The following is a 23,588-nucleotide window of genomic DNA, read 5'->3' as shown; positions in this document are numbered from 1 at the left end:
CTTTATTAAGCGCATTGGTATAATTTATTAATTACGGCAATCTGATACAAAAAAGCCCCGAACTTCGGGGCTTTTGGATACGTTATTTTAACGATTATTCCGCTTTATCATCAAGGTTTGTTTCATCTTTTTTAGAGTCATCTTGTTTAGAGTCGTCGTTTTTAGATTCGCTAGTTGGTTTTTGTATTTCATCAACTGCTTTATCTTTAGAAACATCTTCCTTTTCAGGTTTAGCTTCATGACGGTCATGCGCATCACGTGGTTCACGTACTGGCTGACGCGCCATTAAATCATCAATCTGTTTCGCATCGATAGTTTCATACTTCATCAGTGCATCTTTCATTGCGTGTAAAATATCAATATTTTCTTTCAGTATTGATTCTGCACGTTGATAGTTGCGGTCTGAGAACAAACGTACTTCTGCATCAATTACTTTAGCTGTTTCGTCCGACATGCTCATAGAACGACCACCGCCGCCACCCATGTACATTTCGTTTTGATCTTCAGCATAAAGTAATGGACCTAGCTTTTCGCTTAAACCCCATTGTGTAACCATTTTGCGAGCAATGTCAGTTGCACGTTCGATATCGTTACTTGCACCTGTAGTTACTTTGTCTTCACCATAAATAATGGCTTCTGCAATACGGCCACCATAGAGGCTAGAAATCATAGACTCAAGTAGCTCTTTAGAGTGACTAACACGGTCTTGCTCTGGTAAATACATTGTCACACCTAGCGCACGGCCACGTGGTATAATAGATACTTTATAAACAGGATCGTGCTCAGGCACCATACGACCAACTATGGCATGGCCTGCTTCATGGTAAGCAGTCATTTCTTTTTCTTGCTCACTCATCACCATGGTCTTGCGTTCAGCACCCATCATGATTTTATCTTTTGCAGCGTCAAATTCAGCCATACTAACAACACGTTTATTACCACGTGCTGCATAAAGAGCCGCTTCATTCACTAAGTTAGCAAGATCAGCACCTGAGAAACCAGGTGTACCACGAGCAATCACTGCCGCTTCAACGTTATCACCTAACGGTACTTTACGCATGTGTACTTTTAGAATTTGCTCACGACCACGAATATCTGGTAAACCAACCACAACTTGACGGTCAAAACGACCAGGGCGAAGTAATGCTGGATCTAGAACATCCGGACGGTTAGTCGCAGCAATAACAATAATACCTTCATTGCCTTCAAAGCCATCCATCTCAACTAGCATTTGGTTAAGCGTTTGCTCACGTTCATCATGACCGCCGCCCATACCTGCGCCACGCTTACGACCTACTGCGTCGATTTCATCGATGAAGATGATACAAGGCGCTGCTTTTTTAGCTTGTTCGAACATGTCACGTACACGTGATGCACCAACACCCACAAACATTTCAACAAAATCGGAACCTGAAATAGTAAAAAACGGTACTTTTGCTTCACCGGCAACCGCCTTCGCAAGTAATGTTTTACCTGTACCTGGAGGACCAACCATAAGTACGCCCTTAGGAATACTACCGCCTAATTTTTGAAACTTAGAAGGGTCACGTAAAAAGTCCACCAGCTCGGTTACATCGTCTTTGGCTTCATCACAACCAGCTACATCAGCAAAGGTCGTTTTAACTTGATCTTCACTCATTAAGCGGGCTTTACTTTTACCAAATGACATGGCGCCTTTGCCACCGCCACCTTGCATCTGACGCATGAAGAAAATCCACACACCAATTAGCAGTATCATAGGGAACCAAGAAATGAAAATGCTTGCTAAAAACGATTGTTCCTCAGGTTTTACACCTTTGACATTTACATCGCTTTTTAACAAATCATTTAAAATATCTTTATCATAAATCGGCATAATCGTTTGAAAACGCTCGCCACTATTTTTTATGCCAGTAATTGTGCCACTGCCACTTTCAATAGACACTTCTTGTATAGAGCCACTACGGGCATCTTTAACAAATTGACTGTAACTTGTTTGACGATCAACTTGATCGCCGCCATTAAAGCTCTGAAATACTGACATAAGCACAACTGCAATAACCAGCCAGAGTATTAGATTTTTCGCCATATCGCTCAAGGGGTTAACCTCTTGTATCCAATTAATTTAAATTCAACTAAACGCCAAGCAACTGTACTACAGTTTGTATCCAGTCGCTACTATATATACTTCCCGAGAACGGGGACGCGAGGCATCCGGTTTACGTATCTTCACTGCTTTAAAACTATTACGTACATCTTGCAAATACTGATCAAAGCCTTCACCTTGGAATACTTTAACAATAAACGCGCCATTTTTCTTTAAAACTTGGTGACACATATCAAGTGCAAGCTCAACCAAGTACATGCTACCCGCCTGATCAACCGAGTTATTACCACTCATGTTAGGTGCCATATCAGACAATACCACATCTACATTTTTACCATCAATGCGTTTTAACAGCGCATCAAGTACAGCTTCTTCACGAAAGTCTCCTTGTAAAAAGTCAACACCCGCTAATGAATCCATAGGTAAAATATCACACGCAACCACTTGGCCTTTGTCACCTACTTTTTCTGCTAAGTATTGTGACCAACTCCCTGGAGCTGCGCCTAAATCTACTACTGTCATTGCTGGACGCAATAACTTATCTCTGTTTTGAATTTCGTCTAATTTGAAAACAGCTCGAGAGCGCCAGCCTTTTTTTTGCGCTTCTTGAACATATTTATCATCAAAATGTTCTTTAAGCCAACGCTGTGAACTGGCTGACTGTTTTTTATTTGTCATAAATTAACACGCAACTAATTAGTAATATTCTCTAGATGGCGTTAGAATACCCTTAATTCAAGCCATATTCAGCAAAATTTGTAATATCATGACATTATCAAACAAACAAAAGCAGTTTTTAAAAGGCCAGGCACATAGCCTTAAGCCTGTAGTTTTACTAGGTTCTAACGGTTTAACCGAAGGCGTAGTAGTTGAAATCCAAAGCGCACTAGAAATTCACGAATTAATTAAAGTGAAAGTGCCAACTGACGATCGTGAAACAAAAAAGCTTATTTTTGATGCCATTGTTCGCGAAACAGGGGCCACCAAATTACAAACAATCGGTCATACGATTGTGCTTTACCGTCAAAGCCCAGAGAAAAAAATTCAGTTACCTCGCGGCTAATAGCCCGTTGTAAAGCTATAAAAAAACCAGCCGCGGCTGGTTTTTTTTATAAATGGATTAAAAATCCATTATTCGCAAGTTTGCTTTATAGCTGCCATGCTCAAGCCTACTAAGTGAGTAATAGTGCCCGTACTGCCCCTCATCCATATTCTCAATAGTTTGGTTACTCAATAACGAAGCTAATTGCGGCGTGGTGTTACTATGCCCTATAACCACCACAACACCAGTTTGTGCTAACAACTGATTTTTCAATGTCGTTAAATCGGCAGCATTATAAGTAATAACTTTAATATTAAAATACCTAGCTAAAGGCGCTGCAGTGCTTAATGTGCGGTTATAATTACTACTGTATAACGTAATGTGTGGATGGGTTTTAACTAGCGAAACCAAATGCTCAGCACGTGCTTGCCCTTGCTCTGTTAAAAATGGATTACTGCCTGTTTGTTTTTCACTATGGCGAAACAAATAAAGCTGTTCAGGCTCAGCAAAAGCAGGATTGCATAGCATTAATAGTAATGCTATCCATGCTGATTTTATCAATACACTCATTGTTTTTTGCCTCGTTTGTATGCCAATAAACGGTCTATGAATTCAGTAGTAAGCTCATTAATGAGCCCAGTTTCTGCATTTAAAATCAAACTAAAGCCTACATTTAAGTGCGGAAAAACCACTAAGTCACTGCGGTAGCCTTGCACCCAACCACTGTGATAATAAAGCGTTTCATCATCATAGTCATACACACGCCAGCCTAGCCCATAGTAGGCTTCGTTCATGTGCTCTCGCCATACTCGTCTGTAGCGTTCTTTTTTAGTATGAGTATAAGGGCGTGTTTGCGTGGCCAATGCATCTAAGGATAATACCGATGGATATTGCCCTAATTGCGCATTTAACCAAATAGCCATATCTGACGCACTGGCGTTTACCCCTGCCGCGGGTGCAACTTTATAATAATTCTTTTTTAAGCGGGCGCTATACCAACGTTTTTTGCCACGCACGTGAGGGTGTGCATAGTTATTATCCTGCACCATGGCATCGTAACCCAAACTAGCATCATTCATTTCTAGGGGAGTAAAAAACGCCTCATTAAGCCACTGGATATAGGTTTTGTTGGTACTTTTTAAAATTACGTCGTCTATTAAGCTAAACATTACATTTTGATAGCCATAGCAATCACCAGGGTCACAAATGGGTTTAACATTCAATAGTTTTTCAACAATGTCCTTATAACCCATTCGCGATTCGATTAAATTATCGTAAGCGTTAGGAACTAGCCCACTAGAATGGCTTAAAATATGAAAAACTTTTAAATCATCTTTATAGTCAGTTTGCTTAAAGTCCGGTAAATAATAACTAACAGGTAAATAAAGGTTGAGCCGCTGTTCATTTGCGAGTTTAGCCGCTAACGACCCTGCAAATGTTTTCGATACGGAGGCTAAACGAAATCGAGTGTGCGGGTTAATTTTTTGCCCACCGCGCACCTTTGTATTGCCCATAGTATGGATGTAGTCACGTGCTTGTGAGTTGACAATAGATAGCGCCCCTCCTGGGATTTTTTTTATTTTTAGTTTTTTTTCTGTATAGCGTCCATAACTTTTAACAAATGCTTCCCAATCAGGATCTGTGCTTGCGCTCGCCTGTAAATGCGTCCCGATAAGGAGCACGGCAAAAAAGTAAAAGGGTAAGGTGTTAAAATACTTCATTCTTAGCTAATTTTTCTTTTTTAGTCATAATCAACCGTTATAATATCATGAACTTTTACTCGGACTAACGTACAATATGTCCGATTAATGGCTTTTGAGTGGATGTAAAATATTTATGCGTTTTTTAGTTGTATCACTTTTTATAATATCAGCGTCAGGTTGTGCTGTCGTTAAACAACCCGCAGAGCCTTTAGCAATGCCTGCAAAGCCTATGCTTAAGAGCCAAACTTATCAGTTAAAATATGAAACTGAGCATGCTTCACCAAAAGTGAAGTCGGTACAATTACCTGCCCACAACGTGAAAAAAAATCAAACTGTTAGAGTAATCGTAGACCGTGCAAGTGTTACCGACACTTTGGTCTCTCAAATAAGCCAAGCCTTAATTGATAAACAGCTTAAGGTGACCACTAGCGAGAATAGCGATTACACGTTAGCGATTCATCAAGTTGATCTGGAATTTATAGATGACGCCAAGTACACCCTAGCACAACCAGAAAAGCCATATTCACTGTTTTCAAAAGTAGCGCAGCAATTTCCGTCGCAACAATGCGCCAATATATTGGCCCAAGTTAGCATGCGACTTACTCACAAAGCATCGGGCGATGTGGTGTGGTTTGCTAAATCATCAATTGACAGTGCAAGCTTTCATCGTGAACCTTTAGTTTATAGCTTCAGCGAAGAAAAGAAGATCACTAATGAGCTAGAAGTTGTTGCATTTATACACAAGCACAACACTGAACAGGCTCGCCTTAAACGAGCTGAGCTTAATAATGAAGTAACGGCCCCTGCTTATAAAACCATTACAAAACTGAGTCGTTTAACTAAATTAAATGGGCCATGCACACGCACCGAAATAAGTGCTCTCACACCTATGATGCAATTTTACTTAAGCAGTATTCTTATTGATAAAATTAAAGTTCAGTAGTTGTTAGGACGACCGCTACATTTTTTTACAGATTTAGCTAAGAGTTTGACAATATACTACCCTTTTTAGCAAACTCTAATTAAGGTTCCAAGGATGACGTATACTTCTCTTAAACAGTCTTTTGGTTGTGCGGCCTTATTAGTTGCCGCTATTTTTAGTGCCCAAAGCAGCGCCAGTAATCGTTACTATGCCGATAACACTTTGGAACCCACCACTGGGTTTGCCTGGGATTGGAGCGCTGGCGCAGGCTATTATATTGAAGACTCTTATTTAGTTGGCATGAACTCCTATGATGTTGGTGCAGAACTAGATTTGAGTATTGCAGTTTCTTACGATAATTTTTATCTAGATTTTGACCATAATCAGCTCAGCGGTGGACTTGTTTTAGGCTATAGCTTAATTAACAAATATGATTGGGGTCTTGATTTATTAGGCACCAACATTCAAGCAGGTTTTGATGAACAAGGTTTAGGCTTTTATAACGACGGAATAATTGATCCACTGCGTGGTATAAAAAAGCGTAACTATGATTTTGACACCGGCCTTCGATTAACACGTCGATTTGAAAACTCACAAATTTCATTTGAATATTTACATGATATAAGCGGTGCTCATAATGGTTGGGTTGCCAATGTGTTTTTCAGCCATATTCAACCTTGGCGCAATTGGGAGTTTCGCTCCGGTATTGGCTTAAGTGCCTACTCTGCTGATTTTACAAACTATTACTTTGGTATTGATAGCGATGAAGCAAACGCAGCACGCCCTATTTATAGTACCGATGCCAGTACCAGTATTATGTTTGAATTTCATGCTGAATATCCCATCAATCAAGATTGGGTATTTTTAGCAGGCTGGCTAACTACATGGTTTTCAAAAGAAATTGAAGACAGCCCAATTATTTCCCAAGGATATCAACACAAAGCCAAGGTAGGCCTGCGTTATGTACTTTAGATTTTTTTACTGTTTGTTGTTTACATATTCGGGCTCTTTGCTTGCAGCCACTACACAACCCCCCAGTGAACTTACTGCTGTTCCCGATACCTGTGTAGCCTTACGTGAAGGGCGTCAATGTTATGCCGATGTTGTCTTATCATGGCAGCAACCAGAGGTAGGAAATTATTGTTTACGCGATGCAACCTCAAAATACATTATGCAGTGCTGGCTTAAACAGCGACAAGGCTCACTTAATTACGCCTTTGATTCAACCCAGAGCATTTCATTTGAGCTGTTTGATAGTAATACGTCACAAGTGATTGCTGTAAGCGAAGTTAAACTACAATGGGTGTATCAAAATAGACAAAAAAAGCGGCGTTGGCGGTTATTTTAGCCACACACTATAAACATCATTCAGGTATACGAAGAAAGCTTATGGATAATTACGGTACTATTTTACTGGTTGAAGATGATATCTCTCTTGCACAATGGGTAACTGAGTATTTAACTGAGCAAGGTTATATTGTGCATGTATGTCATCGCGGTGATGAAGTTATAAGCCAAGTAAAGCATTTAAACCCACAACTTATTTTACTCGATATTATGTTACCAGGACTTGATGGTATCAGTGTATGCCGTGAGTTACGTAGCTTTTATCAAGCCCCTATAATTATGCTCACCGCACGAGATGAAGAAATGGATGAGGTCATTGGGCTTGAAGTCGGTGCCACAGATTATATTATAAAACCTGTTCGCCCTCGCGCACTGCTTGCTCGTATTAAGTCGGCTTTACGCTACAGCAGCGACATACCTAAAACTGATGCTCAAGAGAGCATGATCAATATTGGTCAATTAAGTATTAATACCGAATCTCGTAACGTTACACTCAACCAGCAAGATGTGAATATTTCAAGCGCAGAGTATTTATTACTACATTACTTAGCCAGCAACGCTGGACAAGTTGTATCACGTGATGCGGTGTTTAAAGCAACCAAAGGCAGGGAGTATGACGGTCTAGATAGAAGCGTTGATGTGCTTATTTCTGCTTTGCGTAAAAAGTTTAATGATGATCCGCAAAAACCAGAAAAAATAAAAACTATTTGGGGGCGTGGTTATTTGTTTGTGACTACAGCGTGGTAAGTTTTAATGCCTGAGCGCTTAAAATAATAAGCGCGACAATAATAAAAGTCACTTCAATACACCCAGCCTATTATGGAATAGCATCAATGAAAAAGTTTTATATTTCACTACTAGGCAGTGCGCTGCTTTCAATTATTGTTTTAGGTTGGCTTATTGATGCATTTAGCCAACAAGCACATGCACCTTTGGATGAGTTTAGCGTACAAAGCCAGATTATTGTCGGGTTAAGTAAACAGCTCACAGCTATAAAGCCACAGGCACGACCAGAACAGGTAACTAAATTAGCCAAAGATTTTAACCTGACTCTTAACTACAAATTAAATCAGTCGCTCGCATTACCATTCGCCCTATTAGATAAAATGCAAACTCAAGGCGGGTTAATACTTGAGGACGAGCAAGGCTTTTACATGCTCTACACTAATGATGCATTAAGCCCTTACCATTTAACCATGCGTTTAGATAAGCCTTACGAGAGCACACAGCGAAACGACATAATTTTAACTTTGTTATTTTATACTGGCTTATGTGTTTTTATGGGTTTTATTATTACCCCTTTAGCAAAACGTCTTACAGTATTAAATGATGCGGCAAAACAGTTCGCATCCGGTAATGTTAAAGCCCGAATTAAGCCCTCTCGCTTTACCTATATTAAAGATGTGGAACTGACCTTTAACCGCATGGCAAGCCAAATTGAAAAGTTAGTTGCTGAAAATAAACTGATGGCCTCAAGCCTATCCCATGATATAAGAACCCCAATAGCATGCTTACGCTTTGGTGTTGACGCTGCACTTGATAGCCATGATGAGAGCAAAATAAAGCATTACCTAACCCGTATGGAAACCGATTTGGATCATATGGAGTCAATGTTAAAAAGCTACTTAGCATTTGCTACTTTGGAACAAAATGCCAATAAACTTACTTACTCATCAGCAAACCTTAAACAATATCTAAGTGATATTGTGCTGCAGCTTGAACCAAGAATAACCGCACGTTCGCTTAATATTTCTTTAGAATGTGATGATCATACTATTTTTGCTGACTTACATTGGCTAGCAAGAGCGATCGCTAACTTAATTAATAATGCCTGCGATTTTGCACATCATCACATTAAAGTAACCGCCTCGCTACAAGAGCACACTCTAGTCATCAGCATTGCCGATGATGGCCCAGGTATAGCTCAAGAAAACAATCAAAAAGTATTTAGCCCGTTCTTCCGTGAACGCAGCCACCGTAATCGCAGTGACAACAGTTACGGGTTAGGATTGGCTATCGTTGCCAAAGTAGCCGATTGGCATCATGGCTCAATAGAAGTGAGTAAAAGTGAGCACCTTGGTGGGGCCTGCTTTACACTTACGATTGCGCGGTTTAGATATTAATCAAACAAGTATCATCCGCTCTAACTAACGCAATATAATTAAAGAAATCGTGCTATTTATAATCAAAAAATGCACGTGTTATTTATATCTGAAAATAAAACGCAATAATTGTGCGACTAAGTCAAATAAGCACTTTTTATTTTTTTACAATTCCAGTAGATTGTCACGGCGTCGAAAAAATAGAGAAGCAAAATAATATGAGTGCAGTAAGAGGTGAGTTTAGCTCCCGCTTTGGTTTTATAATGGCTGCGGCAGGATCTGCTGTTGGGCTTGGTAATATTTGGGGTTTCCCGACACAAACAGCAAGTAATGGCGGGGCTGCCTTTTTAGTCGCGTACTTAGTACTGGCCTTCTTTTTAGCCTATCCTGCTTTAATGGCAGAGCTGATGATAGGTCGTCATGGACAAGCTAATGCGGTTTCTTCACTAACTAAATTAACCACTAAACCTTGGCAAAAGCAGTTTGCCTTTGCTGTTGGCTTTGGCGGGATTTTATGTGCTGGCTTTATACTAAGCTTTTATGCGATTGTTGCTGGTTGGATGTTAAGTGCAACTTTAGAGCCGGTTACTACTCTCATAGGCGCAGATGCGGCATCTTCGTGGTTAAGTGAACAGTCACTTACACGTAACATTCTTTTTACTGTGGTATTTATTATTTTAACCGTTGCTATTATCAGCCGCGGTGTTGAAAATGGTATTGAAAAATGGTCAAAACGTTTAATGCCTGCTTTGCTCGGTATTTTGTTTGCCTTAATTGCCTATGTAATGACTCAAGAAGGCGCTGTTGAGGGATTAAAAGCTTACCTAGTCCCTGACTTTTCTTCTATTTTTGATCCCACCTTATTAGTCAGTGCACTAGGACAGGCCTTCTTTTCATTGTCACTGGGCACCAGTGTAATGATTATCTATGGCTCATATATCAGTAAAAAAGAAAACCTCGTCTCTTTGGGGGCTTATGTTACGCTTATTGATGTATTCATCGCATTTGTAGCAGGCTTACTGATTATCCCCGCGATGTATGTTGCACAAGCCCAAGGTGTTGAAATATTCTCGTCAACAACAGGTAAACTACTTTCAGAAGACACCTTAGTATTTCAGGTTTTACCCGCCTTATTTGATGGCATGGGTGGTGTGGGTTTATTTGTTGGCTTTGCTTTTTTTGCATTAATGAGTATTGCCGCTCTAACCTCGTCAATTTCAATGCTTGAAGCGCCGGTATCGTACACTGTAGAGCGCTTTGCAATGAAGCGTGTGCAAGCAACATGGTTAATAGGTGCTTTAATTGCCATAGTTAGTATTACCATAGTGTGCAACTTAGGCACGTTATTTGGTTTAGTGATCACCTTAACAACTAAAGTCGCGCAACCTTTATTAGGACTTATGTGTTGTATTTTTGTAGGGTGGATCTGGTATAGGTCATCACTGCTCAAAGCAATCCAGCAAGGTAACCCTGAAGTACATAACACCTTATTTTGGAAAATATGGCCTTGGTATACTAAGTTTGTATGCCCTATCGCCATTAGCTTAGTATTTTTACATTCTTTACTTAGCTAATAAAACAAAAAAGGCCCACTAATGTGGGCCTTTATTTATTAAGAATTATCTACTGCTTTAAAATCATATCTTGATGGGGTATGCCATCTTCTAAGTACTCCTCCCCAACACACTCAAAACCAAATGAGCGATAAAAATTTAGTAAGTAGGTTTGTGCGCCTATATAAATATCACGAGTAGGCCAATGAGTTCTACAACAGGCAATAGCCTGGCTAACTAATTCTTTGCCTAAACCAGAGCTACGCTGTGATTGAGCAACTAAAACACGCCCTATCGCACTATAATGTGCATCTTTTTCATAACAACGAGCATAGGCATTTACTGTTTGCCTATTGAGTGAATACAAGTGGCGAGTAGCATCTGCAATATCCACATCATCAAGTTCGGGGTAAGGACACGCTTGTTCTACAACAAATACGTCAACACGTTCACGCATTATTGCAAACAGGGTTTGGGAGTCGAGCGCAGAGAATGGCTCACATTTAAACGCCATTTAAACACCTTTTATTATTACAGGGCCTTACTAAAAGGCCCCATAATCTTATTAAGCAAATAATCGCTCTAACTGATCACATAACTGAGATAAGTTAACATGATCATGCTCGATAGTTAAATCGACATAACCGTCACTTCTAAATGCTCTGTCTAACTCAATCAGTACATGCGTTTTATGCGCTTCAGGAATAAACGACAGTTCAATTTCCTTTATACCAAATAAGCTGCGACTATTTGGTTGATATTCAAGCTCTTGATAACACCCAGACACAGATTGAAAAGTAGAAGCACGTAAATGGCCTTGCTCTACATCTGCTTTAACTAAATTAAATCCTAGCTTCTCCATTGCTTGCATACAGGTTTTAACTGCTTCATTCGGATAGATGTGCAAATGGTCTTTATCTGTTGGATCAAGCGCAAGGTCAATATCAAGCCCTGTTTCTAACCACACATAAGACTGGTTATAACCGGCATTAATTTCAGTAATTGGTGTTTCTGAATGCAAACGGGCTTCAAACGGGATAGTTTTAACTTCACCAGGCTCAACAGTACCAATGTCAGTTATGCGCCATTGATCAATAACATGATTAGTAAAGTAATCACCGTCTTCACTGGCTACTTTAACCCGAGTAACTAACATTAAATCTAAACCCGCAATTTCTTGACTTACATCACCTGCACTAATAACTATTTGTGCATTGAATAGTTGGCCAGGCTGAAGATGCTCGGTTTCTAAAATAGTATCCACCTTGGCGGCACCAATGCCTACCGATGCTAAAATCTTTTTAAACATATTTTCTCCTTAAGCTAAGCAATACACTTGTTTGCTTACACTTAAACTCCTTCGTTATGGCATCTTAACCACATTTAAAAGCGCTTGTCAGCGAAAAACTGCTATTTACATGCTGTTTACCATAAAACTAGCCATTTATGTGTGTTTTTTGTACTTTACAGCCGCCTTTATGCATACATAAAGGTGTTTTAGCAATCAGCTGATAAATACTCACTATCAGCCAATTAGCAGTAGGAAATAAGTAGATAAATTGTCAATAAGCATTGTTTTTCGCTACACTACAATGCCAAGTGCAGTGATACTAATAACTATGGAACTAATTTATTTTGCTACCGCCTTCGTCTGCGGTTTTGGTATATATCAGCTAAAGTTACCGCCGCTTATCGGCTTTCTTATGGCCGGATTTATTCTTAATTTAGCGGGTTACAAAAGCACGGAGCTACTCGAAACGATTGCCTCTTTAGGGGTCACACTGCTACTTTTTAGTATTGGCCTCAAACTAAAAATTGCTAACCTTATAAAACCACAAGTGTGGGCTCCTGCCACCATACATATTATTTTAAGTAGCGCATTGTTTAGTGGCTTCATGTTGCTGCTTGGTGTATTCGCACTGCCATTATTTGTCGATTTAAGCTGGCAAAGTGCATTGTTAGTCGGCTTTGCTTTAAGCTTTTCGAGTACGGTATTTGCTGTAAAAGTACTTGAAGAACGCGGTGAAATGGCAAGTTTGCACGGTAAAATAGCCATTGGTATTTTGGTTATGCAAGATATATTTGCAGTCATATTCTTAGCGGTCAGTACAGGTAAAGTACCGAACATTTGGGCCTTAGGGTTAATTGTTGCACTACCTTTGTTTCGCCCAATTATGTACTGGGTTTTAAACCGCTCTAAACACGGTGAGTTACTGCCGTTATTTGGCTTTTTCTTTGCATTAGTAGCTGGGTACAATGCCTTTGAATTCGCAGGATTAAAAGGCGATTTAGGCGCATTGATCATTGGCATGATGTTCGCCCCTCACAAAAAAGCAGGTGAGCTGTCTAAATCGCTGCTTAGCCTTAAAGATATATTACTTGTTGGCTTTTTCTTAAGTATTGGTTTAAGCGCAGAGCTTACTGCCCACTCTTTAGTCGTTGCTTTAATTTTAGTATTGGTTATTCCTGTTAAAACGCTGCTTTACTACATACTAACTAATTTATTTAAACTGCGAGCTCGTACCTCTTTGCTCACCGCATTTAGTTTGGCTAACTTTAGTGAGTTTGGCTTAATTGTTTGTGCCGTTGCTGCATCTAGCGGCATGGTTACCTCTGAATGGCTCGCGGTTATCGCGATTGCCGTATCAATTACATTTGTGATTGCTTCCCCTTTAAATAAACGCTCTAACGAGCTGTACGTTAAAATTGAACGCCTCTTATTGAAGTTTGAAAGCAAGACCCGCTTAGCAGAAGAGCTTCCTGTAAACTTAAATGATACGAAAATAGTGATCTTTGGTATGGGTAGAATTGGCACTGGTGCCTATGAAACAATAAACGCAACTCACCCTGATGTAGTTGCAGGTATTGATATTAAACCTGAGGTGGTCGATAAACATATTAAACGGGGACGCAGAGTATTAATTGCCGATGCCACCGACCCTGATTTTTGGCAGCGCGTTAATCACTCTCATGTGGAAATGGTCATGTTAACTATGCCTAAGCATATGCAAAATATTTTTGCTTTAGAGCAATTACAAGCATCAGGCTATAAAGGGCAAGTAACTGCGATTGCTAACTACCCCGATCAGCAAAAAGAATTAGAAGATATGGGAATAGATTCTACTTATAACTTTTATTTAGAGGCTGGTAGCGGTTTTGCGGAGCATGTAAAGCAAACCTTGTTTCCGTAATCGGGCTTAGATGCAAATAGATTGCATTTACATTCCTTTACATCTGAGTATTTTATTGGTGAAAAAATCAGGTAAAATGTCTGTGTTGGTTGAATAAAGCTAATACCTAAGTTTGTGTTTTATAAAAGACAAATAACGGACCCCTTGCTTTTAAGTGACCAATAAGATTCTCAAATTAGAGGGCCTACTCCCTCTATCAATAGGCTGTTACTTGCCCGTTACAGCCTATTTTATTTCCTCAAAATCCCTTACACTTATCCCTATTATTTATAAAAGATGTCAGTAATGGATCCTCAACAACTAAAAGTAGCGATTAACACCATTATGCCATTTGGCAAGTATGCGGGACGCCCTTTACTTTTGCTGCCTGAGCCATATTTAGTGTGGTTTAAACAACAAGGCTTTCCTGATAGCAAGCTTGGCTCTCAGCTCGCAATGATGTACGAAGTGAAGCTTAATGGCTTAGAGCAAATGCTGATGCCATTACTAGAAAAAAATAGTAAATAAAATAGAACTTTTCTATAAATGGTCTGTCTATCTATATGCTACTTGTTGATTTTTTGGTTTTAAACCGCAAAAAAGCGCCTTTATGGCGCTTTTTTATTGTTTGGGATTTAGTTGTCGAGGGTGATAATAAACTTAACCCCACCCAATGGTGAGTCTTCAATCTTACACTGCCCTTTATGCCAGCTAATAATTTTATTTACAATTGCTAGCCCTAATCCAAACCCACCGGTTTTTTTATCACGGCTTTTATCTAAACGGGTGAAAGGTTTAAACACTTTCTCACGTTCAGCATCCGCAATACCTGGGCCATCATCTTCAATCACCAGAAATAACTTTTCGGCGTTGGCAGTTAAACTAATATGCACAGTTTGCGTAGCATGTTTCAGTGCATTACTAATTAAATTTTGTAGCACTCGCGACATGAAATGACTATCACATACGTTTATAAATTGACTCGGCAACGTTGTGGTTAATTTAATAGGTGTATCAAAAGTTACTTTTTCGATATTAGCTTTAATTAATGCGACGATATCACAGGGAACCAATTGCAAGCTTGGTTGCTGTGTATCTAAACGAGCGTATTCCAACATTTCTGATACCAAGGATTCCAGCTCATGAATATCCATTTGCATATCAGATAAATAGTGCTGTGCTTTGCCATCTTGAACTTTACTCTCTAACATTGCGATTGCAAACTTCAAACGGGCTAATGGTGTTCTGAACTCATGTGACACTGATGAGGTTAGTTCTTGTTGAGCACTCAGTAAAAACTCTATCCGTTGCTGCATTACTTTTAATGTATCAGTGATGGGTAAAAAGAATGATTTAGAGCTGTCGCTTAATTGAAAATCTTGCGCCCCACCGACCGCTTCACAGGCTTGACTGAGCTTGGCAAAGTCTCGCCATAACAATAAGCTCCATAACCCTATCGGTAAGCTAATAATAAATAAAACTAATAAATAAGGTATCACGGTCCCGGTGTTTTTAGCTTTAACACCTACAGGACCTATTTGTAATAACTGAGAGTTATTTAAAGTGACATACCAAACAATACGTTGCTGCTTATCGTACAAGTAAAGGTAATTATTTTGAGCTAATTGTGTTTGCTGCTCAGGAGGGAGAACCAAATCTTGTTGGGCGATAACTTGGCTATCAAAATTATGCTTTAGCTGCTCAAGACCATCTGGCGTTTGAGAAAGCAGCCATAACGACTGCCCAAATTCATTATCTAACAAAACATGTTGCTCAGATTCATCATACGGCCAAAGCTGCTCTATAACACCACTGGCAATAAACAAAGAAGCAATAATATACACGTAAAGGCTAATAAATAGCTTTCCCATTAACCTAGCCTAATACCTTGCATTAATTACATGTCCCACGCATCTGATACAAATAAATAGCCTTGTCCCCACACTGTCTTAATACGGTATGGTTTATCACTGTTATCACCAAGCTTCTTACGAATTCGAGACACACGTACATCAACGGTTCGATCTAGCCCATCGTACTCACGTCCAATCATATGTTGGTGCACATGTTCTCGGCTGAGCACTTCTCCTGCATTTGAAGCTAATAACCACAGCAATTCAAACTCATGTGAGGTTAATACGATTTCAACACCACTTAGCTTTACAATACGGCTAGTTTTATCTATTGATAAGTCACCAAACTTAAGCTCTTCTATGGCTTTTACGCTAGGCTGTCCACGGCGTAATAATGCACTAATTCGCGCCAATAGTACGCGCGGCTCTGCAGGTTTAATAACGTAATCGTCAGCACCGAGTTCTAAGCCGATAACTTGGTCAAAATCTTCGCCCTTTGCAGTAAGCATTAAAATAGGTAAGGTGTATTTGTCGCGCACTTGACGGCACACACTAAAGCCATCTTTTCCTGGCAGCATCACATCTAGAATGATTAAATCAACATGGTTTTCACTCAGATAAGGAAACACTTCGTCACCGCGTTCTAATACGTCAACTTCTAAGCCATTATGCTCAAGATAGTCTTTGGTTAATTGTTGCAACCCTAAGTCATCTTCAACAAGTAATATCTTTGGCATTTACTGCTCCTAAATTAAAAAAAGCTCCAAGGTGAGCGTAGCCGATGTTTTTTCTTAGCGTATGCAGTTTGCACTTCTACTTGCACACTCGCTAATGACACACCTGTAAGGGGATTAATCAGGGAGTATATGGTCTCCACCTGAACACGCGCTTTATAACTAAATTGCCCTTTTTTTACCCCTTGCCAACATTGCAATTGGGTATCTTGCTGGTATAAACACACATCACTTGGCTCAGACAGTTGCCACTTAAATTTTAACTCAAGATCACAAAATTCTTGTTGTTCGGAAACCACACAGACTTTGGGTGATACGTTAAGTGAAGAGGCTTTTGCAACACTTAGGTTGCTAAAAAATGAAGCTGCAAACACAACCAACATAAAACACTTCATATTAAAATGTATGTTCGAATCCTATAAAGGCGGTCATTGAATAGTCATGTTCAAAGAGCGGACTGCTATCCATTGCTGAATAGTCATAATATGCTAAATGAAAACGAAGTGCGTTGGCTTTACCTACCGGCCAACGGACGTCGATTTTAGCATAAGGTTGCCAGCTACTACCAACTTCTATTTCACCATATAAAGATTCTGTCTTGTTTAAGCCATAAAAGTAGTTATTTAGTTGTGCTGATTTGTAGTTTACGCCTAAGGTCGATTTAAGTTCTAACACCTTAAGATCAAAATGGTATTGCCATTGTAGCGAGCCCCTAAAGCTATTATAAACACTGTTTACGTCATGCAATAATTGCGCAGAAAAAACATGTTGTTGTTTTACAAAAACATAACTGACGCCGGCATCCAGCACCACTCGTCTTTTTTGAATGTTATTAATATTAATCTGGCGAGGAGATTCAATGTGTTGCGATTCTAATATTTCGTTATTAGCCGTTGCTGTGAGCGGGAATATATTTTGCGGATGCCAGTCAATAAAAAATCGTGATTCTGGGTTAATTTCTGACACAAAGCTAATGTTATGCGTATCACTTTGTATAAAAGAGTAGCCTAAACGACCGTTATCAAAAAACCAATTCTGGCCATAATAAGCCACTTGTGGAACCACCACCAAAGGAATGTTGTCTGCACCATGTAAAGGGTTACTGATCACCCCTCCCCCTAAGCTGACACTCATTTTAAGTTCATCAGTAGAGATATGTTGCTGCGTCTGAGCAATGGCATTAGCGCTAAACAACGCCAATAAAATGCATATTTTTATTCTCAGATGTAACACCATGGGGTTATTCACTAGTTTATAAAGTGGCTTTAACCCTATAGTAGCAAGTAGTATAAGTACAAGCTCTAGAGGGTTACAATCATTAACAAATTTGATACAAACGGAACACGTTTACAAATTGGCGGCTATTTCAACTCGATTTCGACCATGGGTTTTAGCTAAATAAAGTGCTCTATCAGCCTTTTCTACTAATAAACAGCTTTTACTAAAAGGCTCCATTAAAGCAATACCAAAACTTGCTGAGATATTACGTTTATTATCGCTATCTTCTTTTTTACGAATAGTTAATTTAGCAATACTCAAACGCAACTGATTGCAGAATGTCATCACATCATTAATGCTATCAAAGTAACCTGTAATACAAAATTCTTCACCACCGAATCGATACGCATTATATTGTTCTTGCACACAATTTTGAACTTTCTGAGCAACAAGTTTGAGTACCTCGTCGCCTTTTTGGTGACCAAAATCGTCATTAAAACGCTTGAAGTGATCAATATCGAACATTATTAACACGGCTAACTTAGATTGCTCATCTTGTGAAGATGCATGAAGACAAAACTCGACTATGTCAGTATCAAACTTACCGCGATTAAATAACCCCGTTAGTGAATCTTTATCAACCGCTTCTTGAGTCATAGTGAGGGCTTCTCTTAAATCTTTTATCTCATTATATGCTTGCGCTAATTTAGTTTGGAAACCTCGAGCATAATCTTGCATTGCGATTGATTCATCTGTTAGACGTTCAACACAAGATAGAATTTCATTAAATGAGTTAATGCTAGAGAGTGTTTTTAACTCATTTTGAGAGTCAACTAACGAAGTAGTAAAGCTTTTTGAATACTGAATGGAGTCACTCAAGTCAAACTGTACTTGCTCTACCGTACCATGAAATTTTTCAGACATTTGTTGAAAAAACGCTAATTCTTCGTCGTTTATGTATTTATCAAATATTTCCTGTGCATTTTGAGCTGAGCAAGTATTGTGCTGACCGATAACTTTATCAAGCTCTGTATTTAGTTGCGGGTTATCGCCCTGTACATAACAGTACCAAATCGCATAGTTTATTGGCGTTACTGGCATTTTGTACTTCACCATAAGTGGAATGGCTTTTTTTAAACACTGGGCAGAATGAGCAAGTGAGGCAGTATTATCCATAATTGAAACTCTCAGACATCACAACAAAGATGTTAATAAACACATAAATATTAGTGGCTTATATTAACACTTTTTTATCATCCAACAAGCCTATATTATGTTTTCTCCCATATTTTGTGCAATATTCCACAGTGCACTAATAGCAGGATCGTTTAATTCTTTATGTAATACCGCTAGGCCAATTTTAAAACCTTGTGGGGGCTCATCTTTGCTATCCAAAATCTGAACTTTATCGTTTAAAGGGCTATTATCGAGAACAATTTTTGGGATCATGGCCACGCCTAAGCCCAAACTCACCATAGATACCATAGCCTCATGCCCAGCGACTTGTGCATAGATTTTTCCTTGCACGTTATTTTTTCGCCACCACTGCTCTAACCTTTGTCGTGAAAACCCTTGTTCAGCAACAATAAATTCAAGCTCAGACCAATCAATAGTCTCGCTGTTATTAGTTAGCTTTTCTGTGATCGGACATTGAATAGTGGGCGCAATTAATACCAGTGGCGAGTAACCAATATCTACAAATGCAATTTGTGCAGGTAATTTACTGGGCCTAGCTGCAATAGCCATGGATTCGTGACCGTCTAATACACGATTTATTGCCAGAGCAGGGTCGCCCGTATTTAAGGTGATTTCAATATGCTGATGCTGAGCCCTGAGCTGCTCCAAAATATGATGCAAAAAACTATAAGATGCAGTAACAGAGCAATAAAGACTCACATTGCCATAAATATGTTGTTGCGGTTCGTTTAAATTGGCCTTAAAACGCTGCCAATTACTAAGCGTTGCACTAGCATACTCCTTAAATGCAACGCCTTCGCGAGTAAGCTTGACACTGCGATTATCTCGCTGGAACAACATCACCCCTACTTCATCTTCTAACTGCTTAATATTACGACTTAAAGTAGGCGCACTTATGTGGCATAACTCACTGGCACGAGAGAAATGAAGCGTTTTTGCCAACGCCAAAAAGTAATTTAAATGCTTATGATCCATAACAACACCGGTATTTCATATTGTGAAACACTTTAATTCAAATATATCATTTTACGCAAGAAAAGAATTTTCATATGGTTATTCCAAGCAAAGCAAAAGCATTGCATCTAACAAACTGAATTAATGGGAAACTTATCATGGCAAATTATTTTAATAGCTTACCTTTACGCGAACAATTAGCGCAATTGGCACAATGTGAATTTATGGGCGCAGACGAATTTAACGACGGTGTTGCTGCACTTAAAGGTAAAAAATTGGTAATTGTAGGCTGTGGCGCACAGGGCTTAAATCAAGGTTTAAATTTACGTGATTCTGGTTTAGATGTAGCCTATACACTACGTGATTCAGCAATTGCTGAGCGTCGTCAGTCATTCTTAAATGCATCGGAAAATGGTTTTAAAGTGGGTACATATGAAGAATTAATCCCAACAGCCGATGTAGTACTTAACTTAACGCCTGATAAACAACACACTGCGGTTGTTAATGCCATCATGCCATTAATGAAACACGGCTCAACCCTTGCCTATTCACATGGCTTTAATATTGTTGAAGAGGGCATGCAAGTTCGTGAAGACATTACCGTTATTATGGTTGCACCAAAATGCCCTGGTTCAGAAGTACGTGAAGAGTATAAGCGCGGCTTTGGTGTACCAACACTCATTGCGGTTCACCCCGAGAATGATCCTCAGGGTCATGGTTTGGCACAAGCAAAAGCCTATGCCGCAGGTACGGGTGGTCATCGAGCGGGAGTACTTAAATCATCGTTTATCGCCGAGGTTAAGTCTGACTTAATGGGTGAGCAAACCATTTTATGTGGCATGCTACAAACGGGCTCTATTTTATGTTTTGATAAAATGATTGATAAAGGCCTTGATGCCGGTTATGCCTCAAAGCTAATTCAATATGGCTGGGAAGTGATCACAGAAGCACTTAAGTATGGCGGTGTTACTAATATGCTTGACCGCCTATCAAACCCAGCCAAAGTAAAAGCGTTTGAATTAAGCGAGCAATTAAAAGTAATCATGCGCCCACTGTATAACAAACATCAAGATGACATTATCGATGGCACATTTTCACGAGTCATGATGGAAGACTGGGCAAATGATGACGCTAACCTACTAAAATGGCGTGCTGAAACCGCGGAAACTCATTTTGAGAAAACCCCAGCGGGTGATGTAGAAATTACTGAGCAAGAGTTTTTTGATAACGGCATTTTAATGGTAGCCATGGTTAAAGCAGGCGTAGAGCTGGCGTTTGAAACCATGACTGCAGCCGGTATTATTGCAGAATCAGCTTATTATGAGTCACTGCATGAAACGCCGTTAATTGCAAACACCATTGCACGTAAAAAGCTGTTTGAAATGAATCGTACTATTTCAGATACTGCAGAGTATGGTTGCTACTTATACAACCATGCATGTTTACCGCTACTACAAGAATTTATGCAAGATATTGATACTGATGTTATTGGCAAAGGCTTAAATGAGCAGAGTAATCAAGTAGATAATCAAACCTTGATTCAAATAAATACCGCACTGCGTGAACATCCTGTTGAGAAAGTTGGTGCTAAATTACGTGGCTATATGTCGGCAATGAAAAAAATAGTTTAACCCTAGAACTTTCACTTGTTAGAAACCAAGCCCACTTGCATTTTGCTGTGGGCTTTTTTAATGTAAATTAATCATCAATAGCCGAAAATAAATAATGTGCTAGAATAATCGCCTCATTGCCTCAGTTGTAAATATATAAGCACTACCATGAAGATACAAAATCTCTCTATTACTCAAAAAATTACAGCACTTGGAAGCATCATTGCTATTTGTGTTGCTGTATTAATTGGTTTGACGTCTTTACATAACTCAAAGAATATTATTGAGCAACGCATGATCGAATCAGAACTGCCAAGCAAGCTGCAAACAATCAGTAATCATATTGGTGGGGAGATCAATGAACTTTTAGGCGCAGCACAGCAGCTTTCTGCCAATGCCTTTATTTTAGATTGGGCAAACTCTGGCAGCACCAACGATGCGTTATTACTCAAAGAACTTAATCGTTTAGTTGAGCAATATGATCTTGCAACTGCTTCGTGGGCAAATAAAAATACCGCGCAATATTGGAATCAAGATGGCTTTTTACGGGTGTTGAAAAATGATGCTGCAGATGGTTGGTTTTTTACTTTTACCCAATCAAAACAACCTTATTCAATCAGTATTTATCAAGAGTCGGCAAACGATGTAAAAATGTTTGTTAATCACCAACAGCCTAATGGATTCGGCTTGGCGGGCTTAGCAAAAAGCATTACTGATATGCAAAAGCTACTACAGCAATTTAAAATTGAGCAGTCAGGATTTGTATTTATTGCCGATGAAAGTGGCTTAATTCAGCTACACAAAGATGCAGCTAAAGTCGCTAAGGTTAATATAGATAGTATTTACAGTGCTAATATTCATAACAAATTACTTGATGAAAATGGTTTTACTTTAGAAGAAGTAAATATTAACGGACAAGCCACGCTGATTGCTGCCACACCAATTAAAAACACCGACTTATTTGTGTTGGCTCAAGTACCAAAAAGCGAGGTATTCGCAAGTGTAAACACCCTCGAGTGGCAAATATTCACATTCACTATCATTACAGCACTTATCGCAAGCGTGATCAGTTACTTGTTAGCTCGCTCTTTAGCCTCACCGTTATCAAAAATGGCGGAGTTGTTTTCTCGTTTAGGCCGCGGTGATGCTAATTTAGCGTATCGCCTACCAGCATCACCTCAACCTGAACTCAATAATTTAACGTCAGGGTTCAACCAGTTTATTGATAAAATAGAAACCGCCATTGTGCAAGTCGCTGATGAAAGCCATGGTATTCGTCAAAGTTCTGATCATGTCTTTGCGCAAGCAAAACAAAACTCCTTAGCGCTGGATAAACAAAAAGAGCAAACTATTTCAGTTGCTGCAGCGATCAATGAAATGGGCGCTACAGTGCAAGAAATAGCACAAAGTGCAGCGAATGCAGCTAAGTTAACCAACGATAGTCGCGATAATACCAAACAAAGCCATCAACAAGTATTACAAAGCCAGACGACAATCTCAGCCCTTGCCAGCGACATCGATGGTATTACCGAGCAAGTTGCACTGCTTTCTAAAAAAACCATAGACATTGCCAGTATTGTAGATTCAATTAGAGGGATTTCAGAGCAAACCAACTTACTGGCTCTCAATGCAGCCATTGAATCTGCACGTGCAGGTGAACATGGTCGAGGTTTTGCTGTCGTTGCTGACGAAGTAAGAGCACTGGCAAATCGTACGTCGCAATCAACCACTGAAATTCAATCAATGATTGAAGAGCTCACTCAAATTTCAGATGATGTTGTAAATGATATTAGCCAATCAAAAAATAAAGCCCAACAAAGCGTTAGCGCAATGCAAAACTCGGTTGAGTTACTTAATACTATTACTGAAACAGCGAATGAAATTAACGATATGGCAACTCTAATTGCCACAGCCACCGAACAACAAAGCAGTGTAGTGAACGATGTGGGTGGAAGTATTGAGCAAATTAGTGAGATCAGTGATAAATCAATGAGTGAACAAATAAATACCGAACAAGCAATTCGTGACTTAGCCACCAGCGCACAAACACTTGATGCGCTAGTTGCCACGTTTAATCAGCAGCGTTAAATAGTTTGT

The 23,588-nt window shown here is 39.4% G+C and carries 23 protein-coding genes; 11 read left to right on the top strand and 12 right to left on the bottom strand.

From position 1 onward, the window contains the following. Positions 1-94: 94 nt before the first annotated feature. Both ftsH and rlmE read right to left on the bottom strand, forming a co-directional pair. Positions 95-2,068 (bottom strand): ATP-dependent zinc metalloprotease FtsH, encoded by a 1,974-nt coding sequence (gene ftsH / locus PUND_RS06475; RefSeq protein WP_041709666.1) that lies wholly within the window; start codon positions 2,066-2,068, stop codon positions 95-97. A gap of 66 nt (positions 2,069-2,134) precedes the next feature. Beyond that, entirely contained in the window at positions 2,135-2,764 is a 630-nt protein-coding gene (rlmE, locus tag PUND_RS06470; protein WP_010388002.1) for a 23S rRNA (uridine(2552)-2'-O)-methyltransferase RlmE, read from the bottom strand. Between the two features lie 88 nt (positions 2,765-2,852). Here rlmE and yhbY point away from each other — a divergent pair, with 88 nt between their 5' ends. Then, entirely contained in the window at positions 2,853-3,149 is a 297-nt protein-coding gene (gene yhbY, locus PUND_RS06465; protein WP_008112687.1) for a ribosome assembly RNA-binding protein YhbY, read from the top strand. A 57-nt stretch (positions 3,150-3,206) separates the two neighbouring features. Here yhbY and PUND_RS06460 read toward each other — a convergent pair whose 3' ends face one another. Together PUND_RS06460 and PUND_RS06455 are read right to left on the bottom strand one after the other, a co-directional pair. Continuing rightward, on the bottom strand, positions 3,207-3,698 hold the full coding sequence (locus PUND_RS06460; RefSeq protein WP_010388000.1) for a SixA phosphatase family protein: 492 nt from the start codon (positions 3,696-3,698) through the stop codon (positions 3,207-3,209). Next, positions 3,695-4,849 carry a serine hydrolase domain-containing protein gene (locus PUND_RS06455; RefSeq protein WP_010387999.1) on the bottom strand — a complete coding sequence of 385 codons (1,155 nt, stop codon included), beginning with the start codon at positions 4,847-4,849 and terminating at the stop codon, positions 3,695-3,697. Before PUND_RS06455 ends, PUND_RS06460 begins: the two co-directional genes overlap by 4 nt. Before the next feature lie 115 nt (positions 4,850-4,964). On the opposite strand from PUND_RS06455, the gene PUND_RS06450 reads away from it, so the two are divergent. The 6 genes from PUND_RS06450 to PUND_RS06425 all read left to right on the top strand — a co-directional run bounded on the left by PUND_RS06450 (position 4,965) and on the right by PUND_RS06425 (position 10,776). After that, positions 4,965-5,774, top strand: a complete 810-nt coding sequence (locus PUND_RS06450; protein ID WP_010387998.1) for a hypothetical protein — start codon at positions 4,965-4,967, stop codon at positions 5,772-5,774. Between the two features lie 93 nt (positions 5,775-5,867). Further along, on the top strand, positions 5,868-6,725 hold the full coding sequence (locus PUND_RS06445; protein WP_010387997.1) for a MipA/OmpV family protein: 858 nt from the start codon (positions 5,868-5,870) through the stop codon (positions 6,723-6,725). Next, positions 6,715-7,101 carry a DUF3019 domain-containing protein gene (locus PUND_RS06440; RefSeq protein ID WP_010387996.1) on the top strand — a complete coding sequence of 129 codons (387 nt, stop codon included), beginning with the start codon at positions 6,715-6,717 and terminating at the stop codon, positions 7,099-7,101. The genes PUND_RS06445 and PUND_RS06440 overlap by 11 nt, the downstream gene beginning before the upstream one ends. Before the next feature lie 41 nt (positions 7,102-7,142). Next, positions 7,143-7,847, top strand: a complete 705-nt coding sequence (locus tag PUND_RS06435; protein ID WP_010387994.1) for a response regulator — start codon at positions 7,143-7,145, stop codon at positions 7,845-7,847. Positions 7,848-7,933: 86 nt separating this feature from the next. After that, complete coding sequence (locus PUND_RS06430; protein ID WP_010387993.1) at positions 7,934-9,223, top strand: sensor histidine kinase; 1,290 nt, start codon at positions 7,934-7,936, stop codon at positions 9,221-9,223. Positions 9,224-9,420: 197 nt separating this feature from the next. Next, positions 9,421-10,776, top strand: a complete 1,356-nt coding sequence (locus PUND_RS06425; RefSeq protein ID WP_010387992.1) for a sodium-dependent transporter — start codon at positions 9,421-9,423, stop codon at positions 10,774-10,776. A gap of 49 nt (positions 10,777-10,825) precedes the next feature. Here the strand turns inward: PUND_RS06425 and PUND_RS06420 are convergent, their stop codons facing one another. After that, entirely contained in the window at positions 10,826-11,269 is a 444-nt protein-coding gene (locus PUND_RS06420; protein ID WP_010387991.1) for a GNAT family N-acetyltransferase, read from the bottom strand. A gap of 51 nt (positions 11,270-11,320) precedes the next feature. Beyond that, a complete protein-coding gene (locus PUND_RS06415) occupies positions 11,321-12,064 on the bottom strand; it encodes a sporulation protein (protein WP_010387990.1) in 744 nt (247 codons plus the stop codon). A gap of 310 nt (positions 12,065-12,374) precedes the next feature. On the opposite strand from PUND_RS06415, the gene PUND_RS06410 reads away from it, so the two are divergent. After that, positions 12,375-13,946, top strand: a complete 1,572-nt coding sequence (locus PUND_RS06410; RefSeq protein ID WP_010387989.1) for a cation:proton antiporter family protein — start codon at positions 12,375-12,377, stop codon at positions 13,944-13,946. Between the two features lie 285 nt (positions 13,947-14,231). Further along, complete coding sequence (locus tag PUND_RS06405; RefSeq protein WP_010387988.1) at positions 14,232-14,453, top strand: DUF3820 family protein; 222 nt, start codon at positions 14,232-14,234, stop codon at positions 14,451-14,453. A gap of 107 nt (positions 14,454-14,560) precedes the next feature. Here the strand turns inward: PUND_RS06405 and PUND_RS06400 are convergent, their stop codons facing one another. The 6 genes from PUND_RS06400 to ilvY form a co-directional block, all read right to left on the bottom strand. Then, positions 14,561-15,796 (bottom strand): ATP-binding protein, encoded by a 1,236-nt coding sequence (locus PUND_RS06400; protein ID WP_010387986.1) that lies wholly within the window; start codon positions 15,794-15,796, stop codon positions 14,561-14,563. Positions 15,797-15,822: 26 nt separating this feature from the next. Next, on the bottom strand, positions 15,823-16,515 hold the full coding sequence (locus PUND_RS06395) for a response regulator (protein WP_010387984.1): 693 nt from the start codon (positions 16,513-16,515) through the stop codon (positions 15,823-15,825). Positions 16,516-16,529: 14 nt separating this feature from the next. Then, entirely contained in the window at positions 16,530-16,895 is a 366-nt protein-coding gene (locus PUND_RS06390; protein ID WP_010387982.1) for a DUF3019 domain-containing protein, read from the bottom strand. Between the two features lie 13 nt (positions 16,896-16,908). Beyond that, the gene (locus PUND_RS06385) at positions 16,909-17,748 is read right to left on the bottom strand and encodes a MipA/OmpV family protein (RefSeq protein ID WP_010387981.1); all 840 of its coding nucleotides are present in this window, start codon (positions 17,746-17,748) and stop codon (positions 16,909-16,911) included. A 111-nt stretch (positions 17,749-17,859) separates the two neighbouring features. Next, positions 17,860-18,906: a GGDEF domain-containing protein gene (locus PUND_RS06380; RefSeq protein WP_010387980.1), complete on the bottom strand. Its 1,047-nt coding sequence runs from the start codon at positions 18,904-18,906 to the stop codon at positions 17,860-17,862. 90 nt (positions 18,907-18,996) lie between these two features. Next, positions 18,997-19,902, bottom strand: coding sequence for an HTH-type transcriptional activator IlvY (gene ilvY, locus PUND_RS06375; RefSeq protein WP_010387979.1), 906 nt, complete (start codon positions 19,900-19,902; stop codon positions 18,997-18,999). Between the two features lie 137 nt (positions 19,903-20,039). Here ilvY and ilvC point away from each other — a divergent pair, with 137 nt between their 5' ends. Together ilvC and PUND_RS06365 are read left to right on the top strand one after the other, a co-directional pair. Beyond that, positions 20,040-21,512 (top strand): ketol-acid reductoisomerase, encoded by a 1,473-nt coding sequence (gene ilvC / locus PUND_RS06370; protein ID WP_010387978.1) that lies wholly within the window; start codon positions 20,040-20,042, stop codon positions 21,510-21,512. 147 nt (positions 21,513-21,659) lie between these two features. Continuing rightward, complete coding sequence (locus tag PUND_RS06365) at positions 21,660-23,579, top strand: methyl-accepting chemotaxis protein (RefSeq protein ID WP_010387976.1); 1,920 nt, start codon at positions 21,660-21,662, stop codon at positions 23,577-23,579. The last annotated feature ends 9 nt before the right edge of the window (positions 23,580-23,588 follow it).

Origin of the sequence: Pseudoalteromonas undina (genome assembly GCF_000238275.3) — a bacterium.
Lineage (GTDB): Bacteria > Pseudomonadota > Gammaproteobacteria > Enterobacterales > Alteromonadaceae > Pseudoalteromonas > Pseudoalteromonas undina.
The sequence above is the reverse complement of the archived record's forward strand: the minus strand, read 5'-3'. Positions and strand labels throughout refer to the sequence as shown.

Excerpts from the sequence above, each read along its gene's own strand:
- ilvY (WP_010387979.1), bottom strand. The coding sequence starts at position 19,902 with ATGGATCATAAGCATTTAAATTACTTTTTGGCGTTGGCAAAAACGCTT.
- PUND_RS06460 (WP_010388000.1), bottom strand. The coding sequence starts at position 3,698 with ATGAGTGTATTGATAAAATCAGCATGGATAGCATTACTATTAATGCTA.
- PUND_RS06450 (WP_010387998.1), top strand. The coding sequence starts at position 4,965 with ATGCGTTTTTTAGTTGTATCACTTTTTATAATATCAGCGTCAGGTTGT.
- PUND_RS06430 (WP_010387993.1), top strand. The coding sequence starts at position 7,934 with ATGAAAAAGTTTTATATTTCACTACTAGGCAGTGCGCTGCTTTCAATT.
- PUND_RS06365 (WP_010387976.1), top strand. The coding sequence starts at position 21,660 with ATGAAGATACAAAATCTCTCTATTACTCAAAAAATTACAGCACTTGGA.
- PUND_RS06440 (WP_010387996.1), top strand. The coding sequence starts at position 6,715 with ATGTACTTTAGATTTTTTTACTGTTTGTTGTTTACATATTCGGGCTCT.
- PUND_RS06385 (WP_010387981.1), bottom strand. The coding sequence starts at position 17,748 with ATGGTGTTACATCTGAGAATAAAAATATGCATTTTATTGGCGTTGTTT.
- ftsH (WP_041709666.1), bottom strand. The coding sequence starts at position 2,068 with ATGGCGAAAAATCTAATACTCTGGCTGGTTATTGCAGTTGTGCTTATG.
- PUND_RS06410 (WP_010387989.1), top strand. The coding sequence starts at position 12,375 with ATGGAACTAATTTATTTTGCTACCGCCTTCGTCTGCGGTTTTGGTATA.
- yhbY (WP_008112687.1), top strand. The coding sequence starts at position 2,853 with ATGACATTATCAAACAAACAAAAGCAGTTTTTAAAAGGCCAGGCACAT.
- PUND_RS06405 (WP_010387988.1), top strand. The coding sequence starts at position 14,232 with ATGGATCCTCAACAACTAAAAGTAGCGATTAACACCATTATGCCATTT.
- ilvC (WP_010387978.1), top strand. The coding sequence starts at position 20,040 with ATGGCAAATTATTTTAATAGCTTACCTTTACGCGAACAATTAGCGCAA.
- PUND_RS06390 (WP_010387982.1), bottom strand. The coding sequence starts at position 16,895 with ATGTTGGTTGTGTTTGCAGCTTCATTTTTTAGCAACCTAAGTGTTGCA.
- PUND_RS06455 (WP_010387999.1), bottom strand. The coding sequence starts at position 4,849 with ATGAAGTATTTTAACACCTTACCCTTTTACTTTTTTGCCGTGCTCCTT.
- PUND_RS06415 (WP_010387990.1), bottom strand. The coding sequence starts at position 12,064 with ATGTTTAAAAAGATTTTAGCATCGGTAGGCATTGGTGCCGCCAAGGTG.
- PUND_RS06395 (WP_010387984.1), bottom strand. The coding sequence starts at position 16,515 with ATGCCAAAGATATTACTTGTTGAAGATGACTTAGGGTTGCAACAATTA.
- PUND_RS06435 (WP_010387994.1), top strand. The coding sequence starts at position 7,143 with ATGGATAATTACGGTACTATTTTACTGGTTGAAGATGATATCTCTCTT.
- PUND_RS06425 (WP_010387992.1), top strand. The coding sequence starts at position 9,421 with ATGAGTGCAGTAAGAGGTGAGTTTAGCTCCCGCTTTGGTTTTATAATG.
- PUND_RS06445 (WP_010387997.1), top strand. The coding sequence starts at position 5,868 with ATGACGTATACTTCTCTTAAACAGTCTTTTGGTTGTGCGGCCTTATTA.
- PUND_RS06400 (WP_010387986.1), bottom strand. The coding sequence starts at position 15,796 with ATGGGAAAGCTATTTATTAGCCTTTACGTGTATATTATTGCTTCTTTG.
- PUND_RS06420 (WP_010387991.1), bottom strand. The coding sequence starts at position 11,269 with ATGGCGTTTAAATGTGAGCCATTCTCTGCGCTCGACTCCCAAACCCTG.
- rlmE (WP_010388002.1), bottom strand. The coding sequence starts at position 2,764 with ATGACAAATAAAAAACAGTCAGCCAGTTCACAGCGTTGGCTTAAAGAA.
- PUND_RS06380 (WP_010387980.1), bottom strand. The coding sequence starts at position 18,906 with ATGGATAATACTGCCTCACTTGCTCATTCTGCCCAGTGTTTAAAAAAA.